General features: G+C 63.9%; 15 protein-coding genes. 10 read left to right on the top strand and 5 right to left on the bottom strand.

Annotated features, from left to right (window positions below):
• Positions 1-7: 7 nt before the first annotated feature.
• From AC4QBL_RS01845 to AC4QBL_RS01830, 4 genes are all read left to right on the top strand, one after another.
• Positions 8-1123 (top strand): acyl-CoA dehydrogenase family protein, encoded by a 1116-nt coding sequence (locus AC4QBL_RS01845; RefSeq protein WP_472908201.1) that lies wholly within the window; start codon positions 8-10, stop codon positions 1121-1123.
• A 153-nt stretch (positions 1124-1276) separates the two neighbouring features.
• The gene (locus AC4QBL_RS01840) at positions 1277-3052 is read left to right on the top strand and encodes a hypothetical protein (protein WP_472908202.1); all 1776 of its coding nucleotides are present in this window, start codon (positions 1277-1279) and stop codon (positions 3050-3052) included.
• 37 nt (positions 3053-3089) lie between these two features.
• Positions 3090-4127: an IS630 family transposase gene (locus AC4QBL_RS01835; protein ID WP_472906699.1), complete on the top strand. Its 1038-nt coding sequence runs from the start codon at positions 3090-3092 to the stop codon at positions 4125-4127.
• Between the two features lie 130 nt (positions 4128-4257).
• Entirely contained in the window at positions 4258-4842 is a 585-nt protein-coding gene (locus AC4QBL_RS01830; RefSeq protein WP_472906700.1) for a COG1361 family protein, read from the top strand.
• Positions 4843-4922: 80 nt separating this feature from the next.
• Here AC4QBL_RS01830 and AC4QBL_RS01825 read toward each other — a convergent pair whose 3' ends face one another.
• Positions 4923-5480, bottom strand: coding sequence for an HNH endonuclease (locus tag AC4QBL_RS01825; protein ID WP_472899908.1), 558 nt, complete (start codon positions 5478-5480; stop codon positions 4923-4925).
• A gap of 154 nt (positions 5481-5634) precedes the next feature.
• Here AC4QBL_RS01825 and AC4QBL_RS01820 point away from each other — a divergent pair, with 154 nt between their 5' ends.
• The 5 genes from AC4QBL_RS01820 (at position 5635) to AC4QBL_RS01800 (ending at position 12166) form a co-directional block, all read left to right on the top strand.
• Positions 5635-6720, top strand: coding sequence for a bifunctional riboflavin kinase/FAD synthetase (locus AC4QBL_RS01820; RefSeq protein ID WP_472906701.1), 1086 nt, complete (start codon positions 5635-5637; stop codon positions 6718-6720).
• Positions 6721-6838: 118 nt separating this feature from the next.
• Positions 6839-9763 carry an isoleucine--tRNA ligase gene (ileS, locus tag AC4QBL_RS01815; protein ID WP_472906702.1) on the top strand — a complete coding sequence of 975 codons (2925 nt, stop codon included), beginning with the start codon at positions 6839-6841 and terminating at the stop codon, positions 9761-9763.
• Positions 9763-10269 (top strand): signal peptidase II, encoded by a 507-nt coding sequence (gene lspA / locus AC4QBL_RS01810; RefSeq protein ID WP_472899905.1) that lies wholly within the window; start codon positions 9763-9765, stop codon positions 10267-10269. Before ileS ends, lspA begins: the two co-directional genes overlap by 1 nt.
• A gap of 81 nt (positions 10270-10350) precedes the next feature.
• On the top strand, positions 10351-11496 hold the full coding sequence (locus tag AC4QBL_RS01805) for an aminotransferase class V-fold PLP-dependent enzyme (RefSeq protein ID WP_472906703.1): 1146 nt from the start codon (positions 10351-10353) through the stop codon (positions 11494-11496).
• Between the two features lie 166 nt (positions 11497-11662).
• On the top strand, positions 11663-12166 hold the full coding sequence (locus AC4QBL_RS01800; RefSeq protein ID WP_472906704.1) for a porin family protein: 504 nt from the start codon (positions 11663-11665) through the stop codon (positions 12164-12166).
• A gap of 64 nt (positions 12167-12230) precedes the next feature.
• On the opposite strand, the gene AC4QBL_RS01795 is transcribed toward AC4QBL_RS01800, so the two are convergent.
• Positions 12231-13223, bottom strand: coding sequence for a quinone oxidoreductase family protein (locus AC4QBL_RS01795; RefSeq protein ID WP_472899902.1), 993 nt, complete (start codon positions 13221-13223; stop codon positions 12231-12233).
• 149 nt (positions 13224-13372) lie between these two features.
• Here AC4QBL_RS01795 and AC4QBL_RS01790 point away from each other — a divergent pair, with 149 nt between their 5' ends.
• Positions 13373-14311 carry a DMT family transporter gene (locus AC4QBL_RS01790; protein WP_472906705.1) on the top strand — a complete coding sequence of 313 codons (939 nt, stop codon included), beginning with the start codon at positions 13373-13375 and terminating at the stop codon, positions 14309-14311.
• A 26-nt stretch (positions 14312-14337) separates the two neighbouring features.
• Here the strand turns inward: AC4QBL_RS01790 and AC4QBL_RS01785 are convergent, their stop codons facing one another.
• The 3 genes from AC4QBL_RS01785 to AC4QBL_RS01775 form a co-directional block, all read right to left on the bottom strand.
• On the bottom strand, positions 14338-15135 hold the full coding sequence (locus AC4QBL_RS01785) for an SDR family oxidoreductase (RefSeq protein ID WP_472899900.1): 798 nt from the start codon (positions 15133-15135) through the stop codon (positions 14338-14340).
• A gap of 21 nt (positions 15136-15156) precedes the next feature.
• Positions 15157-16092, bottom strand: a complete 936-nt coding sequence (locus AC4QBL_RS01780; protein ID WP_472906706.1) for a DMT family transporter — start codon at positions 16090-16092, stop codon at positions 15157-15159.
• 64 nt (positions 16093-16156) lie between these two features.
• A complete protein-coding gene (locus AC4QBL_RS01775; protein ID WP_472906707.1) occupies positions 16157-16867 on the bottom strand; it encodes a Crp/Fnr family transcriptional regulator in 711 nt (236 codons plus the stop codon).
• Positions 16868-16895 lie beyond the last annotated feature (28 nt).

Raw genomic sequence — 16895 nt, 5'->3', positions numbered from 1 at the left:
CAACAACATGGATTTCGACTTCTCAGAAGACCAGGAACAACTGCGCGACGCAGTGCGCAAATGGGTCGACAAGGGCTACGACTTCGAGCGCCGTCGCAGCATCGTGAGCGCAGGCGGGTTTGACCGAGCCGCTTACAACGAACTGGCCGAACTCGGCCTGGCAGGCCTCTACATCAGCGAAGAAGACGGCGGCCTGGGCATGGGGCCCACCGAAGGCATGGTGGTGATGGAAGAGCTGGGCCGCGGCATCGTGCTGGAGCCGCTGCAGCAAACCCTGATCGCGGGCGGCGTGCTGGGCGCCTACGCACCGGCCGACCTGAAAGCAGCCTGGCTACCGCGCATTGCCTCGGGTGAAGCGCTGGTGGTGCTGGCACACCAGGAACGCGGTGCGCGCTACCGCCTCGACATCTGCAAGACCACGGCGACGCAAACTGGCAGTGGCTGGGCGCTCAGTGGCACCAAAAACCTGGTGCCGGTGGGCGATCAGGCCGACGGTTTCATTGTGTCGGCCACGGTCAACGGCCGCATGGCACTGTTCCTCGTGGCGCGCAGCGCCACGGGCTTGGACGCACAGGGCTACCGCACCCAGGACGGCGGCCGAGCCGCCGACCTGGTGCTGCAAAACGCACCAGGTCAGCTGATCACGGCCGACGGCCTGCTGGCGCTGGAGCACGCAGTGGACATCGGCATTGCGTGCGCCTGCGCCGAGGCGGTGGGCGTGATGGACAAGACGCTCGCCATCACCACCGAGTACATGAACACCCGCAAGCAGTTCGGCGTGGCCATTGCCAGCTTTCAGGCGCTGCGCCACCGCGTGGCCGACATGAAAATGCAGCTGGAGCTGGCCCGCTCCATGAGCTTCTACGCCAGCCTCAAGCTCAACGCCCCCACCGACGAGCGTCGGGCTGCCATGGCCAGGGCCAAGGTGCAGCTGGGCAATTCCATGCGCTTTGTGGGCCAGCAGGCGGTCCAACTACACGGCGGCATCGGCGTGACCGACGAGTACATCGTGAGCCATTACTTCAAAAAGCTGACCCAACTGGAAATGACCTTTGGCGACACGCTGCACCACCTGGGCGAAGTGTCTCAGCGGATGCAGGACACGGCGGGTGTGTTTGCTTGAAGCCCGTGCGGATTACACGGATACGCCCTGAAAGTTGACAGGTGCGCCTGCGGAGGTGGGTTCAGGCATCTTGATCAAAGGTAAACTAACACTTTATCTTTATGTTTTTTGGAACAGGCTATCCTTTTCCAAACGATCACGGGCTACCCAGCGATGAGAAGCAACACCCAACCCACCCGCGATTTCGGCCACCTGAAACGCGCATTTCTACGTTCTTTGGTGCTTTTCTTGGGTGCCATCACTTTCTTGCCGGCTATGGCACAGGTGTGCGGTGCCCCCGGAAAAGACGGCGTAACGTTCAGCCGAAATACCTATTTTCCGGGCGTGGGCACGGCGAGCTCGGGTAGTTCGGTCGTGAATCACGGTTCTGCCAGGGCAGACACGAACGCCGCTATCGCGGGCTTCTCTGCGGGTGACCTCGCCTTGGTCATTCAGATGCAAGACGCGTTGGTGAACAACACCAACACGGGCGCCTACGGCGACGGCGTCTCAGGCGATCCCGCGACAGGCTCCACGAACTTGAGAAATGCTGGGGTGTACGAGTTCAAGCGAGTCGTTTCCGCCACCGCAACTTCTGTCACCCTGGACAGCCCCCTAGCCAACACCTACACCACAGCCAATGCTGACGCGAGCACAGGGCATCGACGATTTCAAGTCGTGCGCGTACCCCAGTTTGCTTCGCTAACGCTGCCCGGTGGAACCCTTGGGGTGACAGCTTGGAATGGGACCACCGGGGGGCTTTTTGCTCTTGACGTGTCCGGCACGTTGAACATGAACGGTACGACGATCAACGCGGACGCTACTGGTTTCCGCGGCGGTGGTTCTCAGGAAGCATTGACTACAACCGGATCAAACATCATTACCTACGCCAGTGCTCAAGCCGCTGGCACACCACCGGCGAACTTGGGTGCGGCAAAAGGTGAGGGCATTGCCGGTACGCCGCGGTTCGTCCGGTCGGCCGTGATTTCCAACGGATACGCTGGGGAAAGTCTGGGCAGCTCTGGGTATCTCAGTGGTCTTGATCTCTCCAGAGGTGCACCTGGCAATGCAGGCGGCGGTGGCACCCAACACAACGCGGGCGGTGGCGGTGGCGGAAACGCTGGCACTGGCGGCAGAGGCGGTAACACCTTCGGCTTCTTCGATGCCGATGGTTCAAGTACCCAAGGGGCCTGTGTTCAGTTTGCCGCTGGCTTTTTCTCCTGCGGGGGTGACGGGTCCAGGCCTATGGGTGGTTTTGGAGGTACTGGACTGGCACCGATCGCGACACGCCTGTATTTGGGCGGCGGCGGTGGCGCCGGTGAATCGAACAACGCGAATGACAACCCAACGGTCGCCCAGGCCGGTGGTGGTCAAGGCGGTGGTTTGGTATTCGTGCGCGCTCGATTCATCACGGGCAATGGCACACTCAGGGCCAACGGCCAGGATGGACTTCCCGGTGGCCGTGACGCGGGCGGCGGCGGGGGTGCAGGCGGAACCGTTGTTTTGGTTTCAGAATCGACGTCGATCGCAGGTCTAACTGTGAGCACGCGTGGTGGCGACGGCGGCAACACAGGTTTACCGCTGCGTGGCGCCGAAACACAAGGCACCGGCGGCGGCGGCGGCGGCGGTGCCTTTATCCGCTCAACCGGTCTCACCGTGGGAACGATCAACGTCGCAGGCGGTGCCGCGGGCGTGAACACACCCGTGGCCGGTGTGAGCAATACGTTTGGTGCCTCAGCAGGCGCAGGCGGCGTAGCAAACGTCAACTTTTCGGGTACGCAGTTTCCAAACCCCGCCAGCTGCTACCCCGCATTGACGGTGAGCAAAAGCACATCATCCCCAACCAGGACCATCCCTGCCGATACCACCGCGCAATACAGCATCAACGTTCGAAATGCTTCGAACGTTGGCGCAGCAGTAGGCGTTGCGATTATAGATAAGGCCCGTTAAAGTCTGAACTTTGTCTGATTTTCGCGATCAGAGTGTCATGGAAAAAGAAAGCGCAAGAAGTCAGACACTGGAGCAACTTCACGAACGACGCAAACAGGTCGTGAGGCTGTACAGACAAGGCACCAAGATCATGCAGATCGTCACGATGACGGGGCTGAGCTACCCGACAGTGCGAACGGCTATCGATCTGTTTGACGCTGGCGGCTGGGGTGCGATACGTCCCGCTGTTCGTGGACGAGCCAGAGGCGATGGCCGGGTGCTCGGTCAGGCGCAGGAAGACACCATCCAGCGCCTGATCATCGACAAACGCCCCGAGCAGCTCAAGATGGATTTCAGCTTGTGGAGCCGGGCCGCAGTGGGTCAGCTCATCGAACAGGAATTTGGCATCAAGCTGCAAGTGCGCAGCATCGGCAAGTACCTCACCCGCTGGGGCTTCACACCGCAAAAGCCCATCAAGCGCGCTTACGAGCAAAGCCCTGCTGCCGTGCAGGCTTGGTTGGAGGGCGAGTACCCCGGCATTGAGCAGCGCGCCAGGGCCGAGGGGGCCGAGATTCACTGGGGCGACGAGACGGCCTTGGTCAACACCGATGTGCGCGGCAGGAGCTTCGCGCCAGCGGGCAAAACACCGGTGGCCATGGCCGTGGGCGGCACCCGTCAAAAGCTCTCCATGATTGCCACGGTGACCAACCAGGGCAAGACGCGGTGGATGATCATTGACGAGGCTTTCGATGCTGAGAAGCTCATCGAATTCCTACAAGCTTTGATCAAGGACGCGGGTAAAAAAGTCTTTCTGATTCTGGACAACCTGCGGGTCCACCACAGCAAGCTGGTGAAGGCTTGGGTGGCTGAGCGGCAGGACCAGATCGAGTTGTTCTACCTGCCCAGCTACAGCCCACAGCTCAACCCAGAGGAGCGGCTCAATGCGGACTTGAAGCAGGAGATGGGCAAGCGCGTGCCGGTGCGAACCAAGGCCAAGCTACGCGATGCGGCCAACGATCACATGGCGATGCTGGAGCAAAACCCCGAGCGCGTCATGAGCTACTTCCAGGACCATCACGTTCGATATGCAGCTTAAGACTTCACAGGGCCGGATCAATAGGGATGCTCTGCCTACCCCATTCACGCTCGCGAGCACTACAGCCGCTGCTGTTTTCTCCGGTGGCGCAGCAGGCCCGAATCCTGCTCCGGCAACGGGTACATCCACCGTGACCATTGCCACCCCAGGTGGATCGACAGCCAACAGCTTTTTCATACCTCCGAATGCCTCTTTAACGGTCACATTCATCGTCAACCTGAATGGCGCAACCTTGGGCACCTACCAGAACCCTGCTGCCACGAACTACAGCGACCCGACACGATCACTAGCGAGCGCCACGATCTCGCCAGGGAGCACTGACGCGGTGGGTGGCTCGGTGGGGGGCACGAACTACTTGGCATCTTCAAGCACGCAGGAAGACGTGATCATCACAACCACCGCCGACCTGAACATCACCAAGAACAACGGTGTGAGCACGCTGGTCGCAGGCTCCACCACAAGTTACGTTGTCACAGTGAGCAATGCAGGACCGGGTAACGCGCACGACACCATCGTGACCGACCCCGCCACCTCCGGTCTCAGCTGTACCAACGTAACCTGTAGCGTGGCCAGCGGGGCCGCCGTGTGCCCGGTTCCGCCCGCACTGACCATCGCCAATCTACAAGGCTCCGGCGTACCGATTGCGACTTTTCCTGCCAATTCAAGTCTGAACTTTTTGGTGACCTGCAGCGTGACAGCCACAGGCGTGCCCTGAGAGATCGGTGTTCAAGCGAACGACCAACCCATTAAAAAACCCGCTTCGGCGGGTTTTTTAATAGGCTCAAGGCAAAGGTTTCAGGCGTGCAACCGAGACGATTTGGGCAAATGCGCCATCAGAAACTCCATTTGATCGGCCAGGATGCGGCGGTTGCGCAAGATGAAGTCTTCCCACAGACTGGGCACGTAGGGCGCGTACAGCAGCGGCATGTGTGCCTGCTCGGGTGTGCGGTTGCCCTTGCGGTGGTTGCATGAGCGGCAGGCGGTCACCACATTCATCCACAGGTCTCGCCCGTTTTGCCCCAGCGGAACCACGTGCTCTCGAGTCAGATCGTCTTCAACAAAATGGTTGCCGCAGTAGGCGCACACGTTGCGGTCGCGCGCAAACAGCTTGCTGTTGGTGATGGAGGGGCGCAGGTCAAATGGGTTGATGCGCGGCACGCCCTGGGTGCCGATGATGGAATTGATGGTGATGCAGGACTGGCGCCCCGTGAGCGCGTTGTGCCCGCCGCGAAACACGGCCACTTGGGCACCCATTTCCCAGCGCACCTCGTCCGCCGCGTAGTGCAACACAGCCTCTTCGAGGCTGATCCACGACTGTGGCAACCCCTGTGCAGACAGCTTCAAGACCTTCAAGACCCACCTCCACGTTGACGACCAACCGGACAATCTGTCTTCAGGACGAGGCCCCCACCCGGGAGCAGGGCACGTCTTGTGTGTCAATATACCGTGCTTCTGTGACAAACACCTTGAACCGCGTCCAACACCCCGGCTTGGACAGACATCTCCCATGAAAATCATCCGAGGTCTGTGGAACCTTCAACACGCCCTGCGCCACGAGCCCGCAACGGGCTGCGCGCTCACCATTGGCAACTTTGACGGTGTGCACCGGGGCCACCAGGCCATGCTGGCCCTCCTGATCAATGAGGCCCGCCACCGCGGCGTGCCCAGCTGCGTCATGACCTTCGAGCCGCACCCGCGCGACTACTTTGCCGCCCTGCACCAAAAGCCCGCGCTGGCCCCGGCCCGCATTGCCACGCTGCGCGACAAGCTCGAAGAGCTGGCCCGCTGTGGCGTGGACCGCTGCGTGGTGCTCCCGTTCAACGCGCGCCTCGCATCGCAACTGCCACAAGCCTTTATTGAAGACACGCTGGTGCGCGCCCTGGGCGTGAAGTACGTGCTGGTGGGCGACGACTTTCGCTTTGGCGCCCAGCGCGCAGGCGACTACGCGCTGCTGGACGCCGCCGGCGAACGGCTCGGATTTGACGTGGCGCGCATGCAGAGCTACGAAGTGCACGGCCTGCGCGTGTCCAGCTCAGCGGTGCGCGACGCCTTGGACTCGGGCGACATGGAACGCGTAGCGGCCTTGCTGGGGCGGCCCTATGCCATCAGCGGCCATGTGGTGCATGGGCGCAAGCTGGGCCGCGAACTCGGCGCCAGCGCCGAAGGCAAAGGCGACGGCTTTCGCACCCTGAACCTGCGTTTTTCGCACTGGAAGCCAGCCGCCAGCGGCATTTTTGCGGTGCATGTGCACGGACTGAACCCCGACGGCACGCCGCTGACTGGCGTGGCCAACCTGGGCGTGCGCCCTTCCATTGACCCGACCGATGTCAACGGCGGGCGAGTGCTGCTGGAAACCCACTGCTTCGACTGGCCCGAGGCGCTGGCCCGCAGCCTGCCCGGCGGGGAGGCCTACGGTAAAATCATCCGCGTGGACCTGCTGCACAAACTGCATGACGAACTGAAGTACGACAGTCTGGACGCCCTGACCCAGGGCATCGCCAAGGACTGCAACGACGCTCGTGCGTTTTTTGCCACCCTGCCCGCGCAGGCCTATGGGCAAACCCACCGCCAGACCACGCGCGACCGAATTTAGCGCCCGCGCGTACCCGGTCGCTGCCCTTCGACAGGCTCAGGGCGAACGGAATTCCCTCCCAGCATCCTTCCCACCCCGTTCGGGCTGAGCCAGTCGTTGTCCCCACCGAGCCGCCCCCATGTCTGAAACCACACCCCACGCAGCCGCTGCCAGCAAACCGGAAGCCAGCGCCTACCGCGCCACGCTGAACATGCCCGACACGCCGTTCCCCATGCGTGGTGATCTGCCCAAGCGCGAACCGGCCTGGGTCGGTGACTGGAACCAGGGTGGTCTGTACAAGCGCCTGCGCGATGCGCGCCAGGGCGCGCCGCTGTTCGTGCTGCACGACGGCCCGCCCTACGCCAACGGCAAGCTGCACATCGGCCACGCGCTAAACAAGGTGCTGAAAGACATGATCGTGAAGTCGAAACAGCTGGCTGGTTTCGACGCCCAGTACATCCCCGGTTGGGACTGCCACGGCCTGCCGATCGAGAACGCGATTGAAAAACTGCATGGCCGCAACCTGAGCCGCGACGACATGCAGGCCAAGAGCCGCGCTTTCGCCACCGAGCAGATCAACCAACAGCGCGAGGACTTCAAGCGCCTCGGCGTGCTGGGCGACTGGGAGCGCCCCTACCGCACCATGGACCCGGCCAACGAAGCCGGCCAGATCCGCGCCTTCAAGCGCGTGATCGAGCGCGGTTTTGTGTACCGTGGCCTCAAGCCGGTGTACTGGTGTTTCGACTGCGGCAGCTCGCTGGCCGAGTTCGAGATCGAATACGCCGACAAGAAGAGCGACACGCTGGACGTGGCCTTTGAGTCCAACGACGCGGCCGGCCTGGCCCAAGCCTTTGGCCTCGCAGCCCTGCCCGCGGGGAAAAGCGCCTTCGCCGTCATCTGGACCACCACCGCCTGGACCATCCCGGCCAACCAGGCGCTCAACGCCCACCCCGAGCTGGAATACGCGCTGGTGGACACGCCCAAAGGCGTGCTGCTGCTGGGCGCCAGCCTGGTGGACAAGTGCCTGGAGCGCTTTGGACTGGAAGGCAGCGTGCTGGCCACCGCCAAAGGCGAAGCCCTGCGCGGCCAGGTGTTCCGCCATCCGCTGCACGACGTGGACAGTGGCGATGGCCAATTCAGCTACAAGCGCCTGTCGCCGCTGTACCTGGCCGACTACGTCAGCGACGGTGACGGCACGGGCATCGTGCATTCGGCCCCCGCCTACGGCGTGGACGACTTCAACAGCTGCGTGGCCCACGGCCTGGCCTACGACGACATCCTCAACCCGGTGCAAGGCAACGGTGTCTACACCGACGAGCTGCCGCTGTTTGGCGGCCAGCACATCTGGAAGGCCTGCCCGGTCATCATCGACACGCTGCGCGAGCACGGCCGCCTGATGGCCACGGTGGGCATCACCCACAGCTACCCGCACTGCTGGCGCCACAAGACGCCGGTGATCTACCGCGCCGCCGCACAGTGGTTCGTGCGCATGGACGAGGGCGAGGGTGTGTTCACGAAGGACAAAGCGCCCAAGACGCTGCGTCAGCTGGCGCTGGGCGCTATCGACCACACCCACTTTTACCCAGAAAACGGCAAGACCCGCTTGCGCGACATGATCGCCAACCGGCCCGACTGGTGCATCAGCCGCCAGCGCAGCTGGGGCGTGCCGGTGCCCTTCTTCTTGCACAAAGACTCTGGCGAGCTGCACCCCAACACCATGGCCATCCTGGACCAGGCGGCCGACATCGTGGAGCAAGGCGGTATCGAAGCCTGGAGCCGCGTCACGGCCGAAGACATTTTGGGTGCCGACGACGCGCCGAGCTACACCAAGAGCACCGACATCCTGGAGGTCTGGTTCGACTCCGGGTCCACCTTCTGGCACGTGCTGCGCGGCAGCCACGCCAAGGCCTACCCCAACGGCGCGTTCCATGCCGAAGGCCCCGAGGCTGACCTGTACCTGGAAGGCCACGACCAGCACCGCGGCTGGTTCCACAGCTCGCTGCTGCTGGGCTGCGCCCTGTTTGACCGCGCGCCCTACAAAGGCCTGCTGACCCACGGCTTCGCCACCGACGGCCAAGGCCGCAAAATGAGCAAGAGCCTGGGCAACACGGTGGAGCCGCAGAGCGTGACGAGCAAGCTTGGCGCTGAAATCGTGCGCCTGTGGGTGGCCAGCACCGACTACTCAGGCGACCTCAACATCGACGAAAAGATCCTGGCCCGGGTGGTGGACGCCTACCGCCGCATCCGCAACACCCTGCGCTTCCTGATGGCCAACACGGCCGACTTCGACGCTGCCACCGATGCTGTGCCGCTGGACGAGATGCTGGAGATTGACCGCTACGCGCTGGCCCGCGCCAGCGAGCTGCAGGCGGAAATCTTGGCGCACTTCGATGTGTACGAGTTCCACCCCGTGGTGAGCAAGCTGCAGGTGTATTGCTCGGAAGACCTCGGCGCTTTCTACCTCGACGTGCTGAAAGACCGGCTGTACACCACCGCACCCAACAGCCTGGCGCGCCGCTCGGCCCAAACCGCGCTGCACCAGATCACCCAGGCCATGCTGCGCTGGATGGCCCCGTTCCTGAGCTTCACCGCAGAAGAGGCCTGGCCCATGGTGGCTGGAGCCGACAACAAAGGGTCGATCTTCTTTGAGACCTTTTTGCCGCTGCCCGCCCCCAACGAGGCGCTGCTGGCCAAGTGGTCGCGCATCCGCGCCATCCGCGATGTGGCGAACAAAGAGATCGAGGCCGTGCGCACCGCCGGGCAGGTGGGGGCTTCGCTGCAAGCCACACTGGCCATCACCGCGGGTGCCGACGACGCGGCTTTGCTGCGCTCGCTGGGCGACGACCTGAAGTTCGTCACCATCACATCCACCGCCACGGTGGCGGACGGCACCGAACTCGCGGTCTCAGTGACCCCCAGCACCGCCACCAAATGCGAGCGCTGCTGGCACTACAGCGACGACGTGGGCCACCACGCCGAGCACCCGACGGTGTGCGGGCGCTGCGTGAGCAACCTGAATGAGGCGGCAGGCACGGGCGCGGGTGAATCGCGCAAGGTGGCCTGATGGCACGCACCAAAGGCACGTTCTGGCCCTGGCTGGGCCTGGCCGCCGCTATTTTGCTGCTGGACCAGTTCACCAAGGTACTGATCCTGGGCTACTACCAGTTGGGCGACAGCACGTATGTGACCAGCTTTTTCAACGTGGTTCGCGTGCACAACACCGGCGCAGCCTTCTCGTTTCTGGCCTCGGCCGGGGGCTGGCAGCGCTGGTTTTTCACCGCCGTCGGGGTGGCTGCAGCCATCTTCATTGTGTGGATGCTGCGCTCGCACCCCGGACAAAAACTGTTTGCCTTTGCGCTGGCCTGCATTTTGGGCGGCGCCATCGGCAACGTGATCGACCGCGTGGTGCACGGCTACGTGGTGGACTTCCTGGACTTTCACTGGTCGTTCCTGTCGGGCATCTTCCACGGCGGGCACTTCCCGGCCTTCAACGTGGCCGACGCCGGCATCACCATCGGCGCGGTGAGCCTGATCCTGGACGAAATTTTACGGGTCAGACGAAGCAAGTGAACAACCGCGCCCACGCTGCGCGGGTCGTGCTCCCTGTGCTAATCTGACCGGCTGGACCCACAAGCCCCATAGGAGACCCCCATGCCCGGACTGCTGCCCCACATCGACCCCGACGGTCTGCTTGAGTTTTCGGTGGTTTACACCGACCGCGCACTCAACCACATGTCCAAGCGCTTTCAGGGCGTGATGACCGACATATCGGCCATGCTCAAACGCGTGTACGGCGCCCACTCGGCGGTGCTGGTGCCCGGCAGCGGCACGTTTGGCATGGAGTCGGTGGCGCGCCAGTTTGCCCACGGCAAACACGTCATGGTGATCCGCAATGGCTGGTTCAGCTACCGTTGGACACAGATTTTTGACATGGGCTCCATCCCCGCCAGCCACACGGTGCTGAAAGCCCGTCGCACCGGCGAGGGCTCTCAAGCCGCCTGGGCGCCTGCGCCCATCGAAGAAGTGAAGGCGGCCATCGCTGCCGAGAAACCGGCGCTGGTGTTTGCACCCCATGTGGAAACCTCGGCCGGCATGATCTTGCCCGACGACTACCTGAGCGCTGTGGCCGACGCGGTGCACGCCGTGGGCGGCCTGTTTGTGCTGGACTGCATCGCCTCGGGTGCCATGTGGGTCGACATGCAAGCCACGGGCGTGGACATTCTCATTTCGGCCCCGCAAAAGGGTTGGAGCAGCTCACCTTGCTGCGCCATGGTGATGCTGAGCGAGCGCGCGCGCCAAGCCATTGACGCGACCCAGAGCACCACCTTTGCCATGGACCTAAAAAAGTGGCTGCAGATCATGGAAACCTACGAAGGCGGTGGCCACGCGTACCACACCACGCTGCCCACCGACGCTTTGGTGCGCCTGCACGAAACCATGAAAGAAACCGAGGCGTATGGCACTGAACGCGTGCGCCAGGAGCAAATGGCGCTGGGCCGCGAGGTGCGCAGCTTGCTGGAACGCCATGGCTTCCCCAGCGTGTCGGCGGCGGGTTTCCAGGCGCCCGGCGTGGTGGTGAGCTACACCACCGACCCCGACATCCAGAGCAGCAAGAAGTTTCTGGCCGCCGGCCTGCAAACCGCGGCCGGAGTGCCACTGCAGTGCGACGAACCGGCCGACTTCCGCACCTTCCGCATTGGCCTGTTTGGTCTGGACAAATGGCACGACGTGCCCGCCACCCTGCAGCACCTGGAACGAGCGCTGGCCGAGGTAGCACCTGCGGCCGTCCCCGCCTGAGTAACCGCCCAGGTAAGCGTTTGTTGCCCGCCATGGGGCGCGGGCAACAAACGCACACAGTCTTCACACAGCGGAATGGATAGCGATACACCCCAGCCAACATAGGCCTCCAAGATGGAACCGTGCTGACATCCGGCGCATTTCCTCAATCTCAAATGGAGGTCTCATGACCCGCTTCGCAAAAATTTCGGCTGTTTTGGGCTTTGCCGTGTTGGCGGTCGGCGCTCAGGCGCAATCCGTTTACGGTGAACTGGGCTACACCGCGCTCGACTTCAAAGAACCTGGCTTCAAGGCCAGCCCGGGCATGGTCCGCGGCATTGTGGGTTACGAAATTTCGCCCAACTTTGCCGTTGAAGGCCTGGTGGGTGCGGGCGCGCGTTCGGATACCGAATCGGGCACCAAGCTCAGCGTTGACAACATGGTGGGTGTGTTTGGCAAGGTGCAGGCACCCATCACCGACGCCCTGAAGGTGTATGGCCGCCTGGGCGTGGTGCGCACCAGCCTGAAGGCCAATGGCGTGTCTGATAGCGACTCGGGCCTGGCCTACGGTGCAGGCGTGAGCTACGACCTCAACAAGGCGGTGTACCTCAACGCCGACTACACCAGTTACTACGACCGCAAAGACCAAAAGCTCGACGGTTTCACCGTGGGCGTGGGCTACCGCTTCTGACCGTCACCCACACAAAGAAAGCCACCCTCGGGTGGCTTTCTTTTTTTCGGCATGGCGCCAGCGGTCAGGGCAGCAGCACGGTGCAGCCCGTCGTGGCCCGCGCTTCCAGGCTCTCATGGGCCTGGCGCACATCGGTCAGCGCAAAGCGCTGGTCAATACGGATCTTCACCGCACCGCTTTGCACCACAGCAAACAAATCGTCGGCCATGGCCTGCGTGCGTTCGCGGCTGGTGATGTGGCTGAACAGCGTCTGGCGCGTCACGTAAATCGAACCCTTGGGGCCGAGAATGCCAGGAGCAAACGGCGCCACCGGGCCACTGGCGTTGCCAAAGCTCACCATCAGGCCAAAGGGCATCAGGCAGTCGAGCGACTTGTCAAATGTGTCTTTGCCCACCGAGTCGTAGACCACTTTGACGCCCTTGCCACCGGTGATTTCTTTCACCCGGGCCGCAAAGTCTTCGGTGCGGTAGTTGATGGTGAACTCGGCACCGTGCTCATGCGCCAGCGCGCATTTTTCGTCAGACCCCGCCGTGCCGATCAAGCGCAAGCCCAGCGCCTTGGCCCACTGGCAGGCGATCAGGCCCACGCCGCCGGCAGCGGCATGAAACAGCACAAAGTCACCCGCCTCCAGGCCTTCCACCGGCTTGCAGCGCTTAAGCAAATATTGCGCGGTCAGGCCCTTGAGCATCATCGCTGCGCCGGTCTCAAAATCAATTGCGTCGGGCAGCTGGCACACGTTCATGGCCGGCATCACGCGCACGTCGCAATAGCTGCCGGGCGGGTTGGCGGCGTAGGCCGCACGGTCACCGGCCTTCAGGTGCGTCACGCCCTCGCCCACCGCCTCGATCACACCCGCGCCCTCCATGCCCAGTGCCAGGGGCATCGCGTTGGGGTAAAGGCCGGTGCGCTGGTACACGTCAATGAAATTCAGGCCGATCGCGTGGTGGCGAATGCGCACCTGGCCGGGGCCGGGTTCGCCCACGTCCACGGTGTCGATCACAAGCTGTTCGGGGCCGCCATGGGCGTGGATGCGCACGGCGCGGCTGGTCTGGGTCATGGGAGTCTCCTCGTTGTTGTGGGGCTGAAAAGCCAAAGTCTGCACGAAACAGGACCGACATGCTGCCACGAAACGCCGCCCGCGCCTGCGCGACAGCCGCGCAGCCCCATGCCAGGGTCGGGCTTGGCGCGGTTGTTACAGTGCAGGCCATGCCGCACACCGCCTCTGCACGCCTCACCCCCGCCACCGTCGCCCTGCTGGTGATTCCACCGCTCATGTGGGCGGGCAACGCCGTGGTGGGCCGGATGATGCAGGGCGTCTTGCCGCCCATCACCTTCAACCTGCTGCGCTGGGCGCTGGCGCTGCTGATCTTGCTGCCCGTGGCGGGCTGGGTGCTGCGCCCCGGCAGCCCCCTGTGGCAGCACTGGCGGCGCTTTGCGCTGCTGGGCTTGCTGGGCGTGGGGCTGTACAACGCGCTGCAATACATGGCGCTGAAAACCTCGACCCCGCTCAACGTGACGCTGGTGGCGTCGAGCACGCCGGTGTGGATGCTGCTGCTGGGCAGCCTGTTTTACGGCGTGTCCATTTCCCGCCGTGCAGCGCTGGGCGCCGGCTTGTCGCTGGCTGGGGTGGCCACGGTGCTGTCGCGGGGCGAACTGGCGCAACTGCAAGCGGTGCAACTGGTGCCGGGTGATGGCTGGATGCTGCTGGCCTCGTTGGTCTGGGCCTGGTACAGCTGGCTGCTGGCCAAGCCCAAACCCGGCACCGAACCCGCCGCCATCAAGGCCGACTGGGCCGCCTTTTTGCTCGCGCAAATGGCCATGGGTGTGGTGTGGTCCAGCGCCATGGTGGCGGCCGAATGGAGCCTGCTACCCACCCTGCCAGCGGGGCAAAGCCACATACAGTGGGGTTGGCCACTGGCCGGCGCCCTGCTGTTCGTGGCCATCGGCCCGTCGCTGCTGGCCTACCGCTGCTGGGGCGCCGGTGTGGGCCGCGTCGGGCCATCCATCGCCAGCTTCTTCACCAACCTCACCCCGCTGTTTGCCGCGCTCATGTCGGCCATGCTGCTGGGCGACATGCCCCGGCTGTACCACGCGGCCGGGTTTGCGCTGATCGTGGGTGGGATTGTGGTGAGTTCGCGGCGGTAGCCCCCGGCGGCGCGCCGGGGGACCATTCAAAACGTTCCGGCGTAAGCCCCGCCATCGGCCAGCACGTTTTGCCCCGTCATGTAGGCCGCGTGCTGGCTGCACAAAAACGCGCAGATGGCGCCAAACTCTTGCGGGTTGCCAAAGCGCCTGGCCGGGATCTGGGCCTGCTGGGCCAGGCGAATGTCGTCCACGCTCTTGCCGGTTTTTTCGGCTGCGGCCTGGATCGTGGTGGCGATGCGGTCGGTGTCGAACTTGCCGGGCAGCAGGTTGTTGATGGTCACGCCCTGCGCGGCAATGCCGCTGCGCGCCACGCCGGCCACAAAGCCCGTCAGGCCACTGCGTGCGCCGTTGCTCAGGCCCAAGATGTCGATGGGCGCTTTCACTGCGCTGCTGGTGATGTTGACGATGCGGCCAAAACCGCGCTGCGCCATGCCGTCCACCGTCGCCTTGATGAGTTCGATGGGCGTGAGCATGTTGGCGTCGATCGCCTTGATCCAGGCGTCGCGGTCCCAGCTGCGAAAGTCGCCGGGCGGCGGGCCGCCGGCGTTGGTCACCACGATGTCAAACGCCGTGCCGGGGCCACCGGCCACGCCCAGCGCCGCAGCGCGGCCCGCTTCGGTGGTGATGTCGGCGGCCACAGCGATCACCTGCACACCGGGCGACGCGGCGCGCAGAGCGGCTGCTGAGGCCTCCAGCACATCGGCCCGGCGGGCCACCATGACGACGTGTGCGCCCTCGGCCGCCAGCGCCTGCGCGCAGCCCAGGCCCAGCCCTTTGCTGGCGCCGCACACCAGCGCCCATTTGCCTGCAAGTCCCAAGTCCATGTGTTGGTCTCCTGATTAAAACTATTTCGCTGCACTGGCCGAGCCAAAGCGCGTCACCAAAAACACGCCCGACACCACCAGCACGGTGCCCGCCACAATCCAGCCGTTGAACGGCTCGCCCAGAATCACCACACCCATGGCGATGGTGGACATGGGGCCGATCATGCCGGTCTGCGCAGCCAGGCCGGCGCCAATGCGCTCAATGGCCATCATCACCATGATGACGGGCGCAAACGTGCACAGCGTGGCGTTGAGCACCGACAGCCAGATCACCTCGGGTGCCACCACGGCCGCGCTCAGCGGGCGCAACAGAACAAACTGCAGCAGGCACAAACCGCAGGCCACGCTGGTGGCCAGGCCGACCAGCCGCATGGAGCCCAGGCGCTTGACGAGTTCGCCGCTGTACACGAGGTACATGGCGTAGCTGATGGCGCTGCCAAACACCAGCGCGGCACCCAGCACGGCGTTGGGGCCAGCAAAGTCGGCCTCGTGGCCAAACACCAGCAGCACACCAGCGTAGCTCACCGCCATGGCCAGCGCTTGCAGGCGGGTGATGCGCCGTTGGTAGACCACCCAACCCAGCACCAGCACCAGCGTGGGGTTGAGGTACAGAATCAGCCGCTCCAGGCTGGCGCTGATGTATTGCAAGCCCCAGAAGTCCAGAAAACTCGCCAGGTAATAGCCGGTGAACCCCAGGCCCAAAATACCCAGCCAGTCTTGGCGTGTGAGCGCCGCTTTGCCCCTGCCCCCTTGCCGGTACGTGGCCCACCAGGCCAGCGCCAGAAACAACGGCAGCGCAAACAGCATGCGGTACATGATGAGCGTGACCGCGTCCACGCCATGGCGGTAGGCCAGCTTGACGATGATGGCCTTGCCCGAAAAAGCAATGGACCCGGCGCTGGCGAGCAGCAAGCCGGTGGCAAGGTGGGGCACGGGACGCGCAGAGGTGGAAGGCATTGCACCGATTATCGGCACATGCCGCCGGCCCGCCTGTCGCTCAGAGGCGGTACGGCGCAGCCTCTCAAGCCTTGGGTGCCGACAGCCGCTCGGCGTCCACCACGCGGTACACGCGGCCGTGTTTGTCCAGCGGCTCTATGAGCCCTTCGCGCTCAAACGCCGACAGCGTGCGGCTCACGGTTTCGAGCTTCAGGTCGAGCATGGCGCCCATGTCTTCGCGAGAAAACAGGTGGCACACGGTCGGGTCGTCTTCAGCGCGCATTTTCAAAATGAGCCCTGCCACGCGCTGGCGGGCGTTGCCAAAGTTCAGGTCGGCCAGCCAGTCGTCGGCTTCTTTCAGGCTGCGGTGCCATTTTTCCAGCAGGCGCTGGTGCAGGCGCGGGGTTTCGCGGTTCAGGCGCTGGATCACCTGCAGCGGCAAGCGGCACACCTTGATGCTGGTGAGCGCAATGGCGTCCGAGTCGTAGGTGGGGCCCATGAGCGCTTCCAGGCCCACCACGTCGCCCGAACGCAGCACACGCACGATGCGCTGGCGCCCGTCCACCGTGTTGCGCACCAGCTTGATCACCCCCACGCGCAGCGTGTAAAGCGAGGTGGCGGTTTCACCCATGCGCACCAGCGGCTGGCCGGCGGCAAATTCCAGGTCGTCAATGGGCGCATGGATCAGGGCAAAGTCTTCTTCGCGCAGGTCGGCAAACAGCACCATGTCGCGGATGCCGCAGTTGCGGCAGTCGGCGGTGCCGCGCCAGGCGGACTCGGTTTTGATGGGGATCATGCGGGCTCGGGTTGCAACGACAGGGGAA

The organism is Hydrogenophaga sp. L99, assembly GCF_058731905.1.
The sequence above is the reverse complement of the archived record's forward strand: the minus strand, read 5'-3'. Positions and strand labels throughout refer to the sequence as shown.

Bases quoted from the DNA above. Each gene is read 5' to 3' on its own strand.
- AC4QBL_RS01820 (WP_472906701.1), top strand. From the start codon at position 5,635: ATGAAAATCATCCGAGGTCTGTGGAACCTTCAACACGCCCTGCGCCAC.
- AC4QBL_RS01775 (WP_472906707.1), bottom strand. From the start codon at position 16,867: ATGATCCCCATCAAAACCGAGTCCGCCTGGCGCGGCACCGCCGACTGC.
- AC4QBL_RS01845 (WP_472908201.1), top strand. From the start codon at position 8: ATGGATTTCGACTTCTCAGAAGACCAGGAACAACTGCGCGACGCAGTG.
- AC4QBL_RS01795 (WP_472899902.1), bottom strand. From the start codon at position 13,223: ATGACCCAGACCAGCCGCGCCGTGCGCATCCACGCCCATGGCGGCCCC.
- AC4QBL_RS01800 (WP_472906704.1), top strand. From the start codon at position 11,663: ATGACCCGCTTCGCAAAAATTTCGGCTGTTTTGGGCTTTGCCGTGTTG.
- ileS (WP_472906702.1), top strand. From the start codon at position 6,839: ATGTCTGAAACCACACCCCACGCAGCCGCTGCCAGCAAACCGGAAGCC.
- AC4QBL_RS01780 (WP_472906706.1), bottom strand. From the start codon at position 16,092: ATGCCTTCCACCTCTGCGCGTCCCGTGCCCCACCTTGCCACCGGCTTG.
- AC4QBL_RS01805 (WP_472906703.1), top strand. From the start codon at position 10,351: ATGCCCGGACTGCTGCCCCACATCGACCCCGACGGTCTGCTTGAGTTT.
- AC4QBL_RS01840 (WP_472908202.1), top strand. From the start codon at position 1,277: ATGAGAAGCAACACCCAACCCACCCGCGATTTCGGCCACCTGAAACGC.
- AC4QBL_RS01835 (WP_472906699.1), top strand. From the start codon at position 3,090: ATGGAAAAAGAAAGCGCAAGAAGTCAGACACTGGAGCAACTTCACGAA.
- AC4QBL_RS01790 (WP_472906705.1), top strand. From the start codon at position 13,373: ATGCCGCACACCGCCTCTGCACGCCTCACCCCCGCCACCGTCGCCCTG.
- lspA (WP_472899905.1), top strand. From the start codon at position 9,763: ATGGCACGCACCAAAGGCACGTTCTGGCCCTGGCTGGGCCTGGCCGCC.
- AC4QBL_RS01785 (WP_472899900.1), bottom strand. From the start codon at position 15,135: ATGGACTTGGGACTTGCAGGCAAATGGGCGCTGGTGTGCGGCGCCAGC.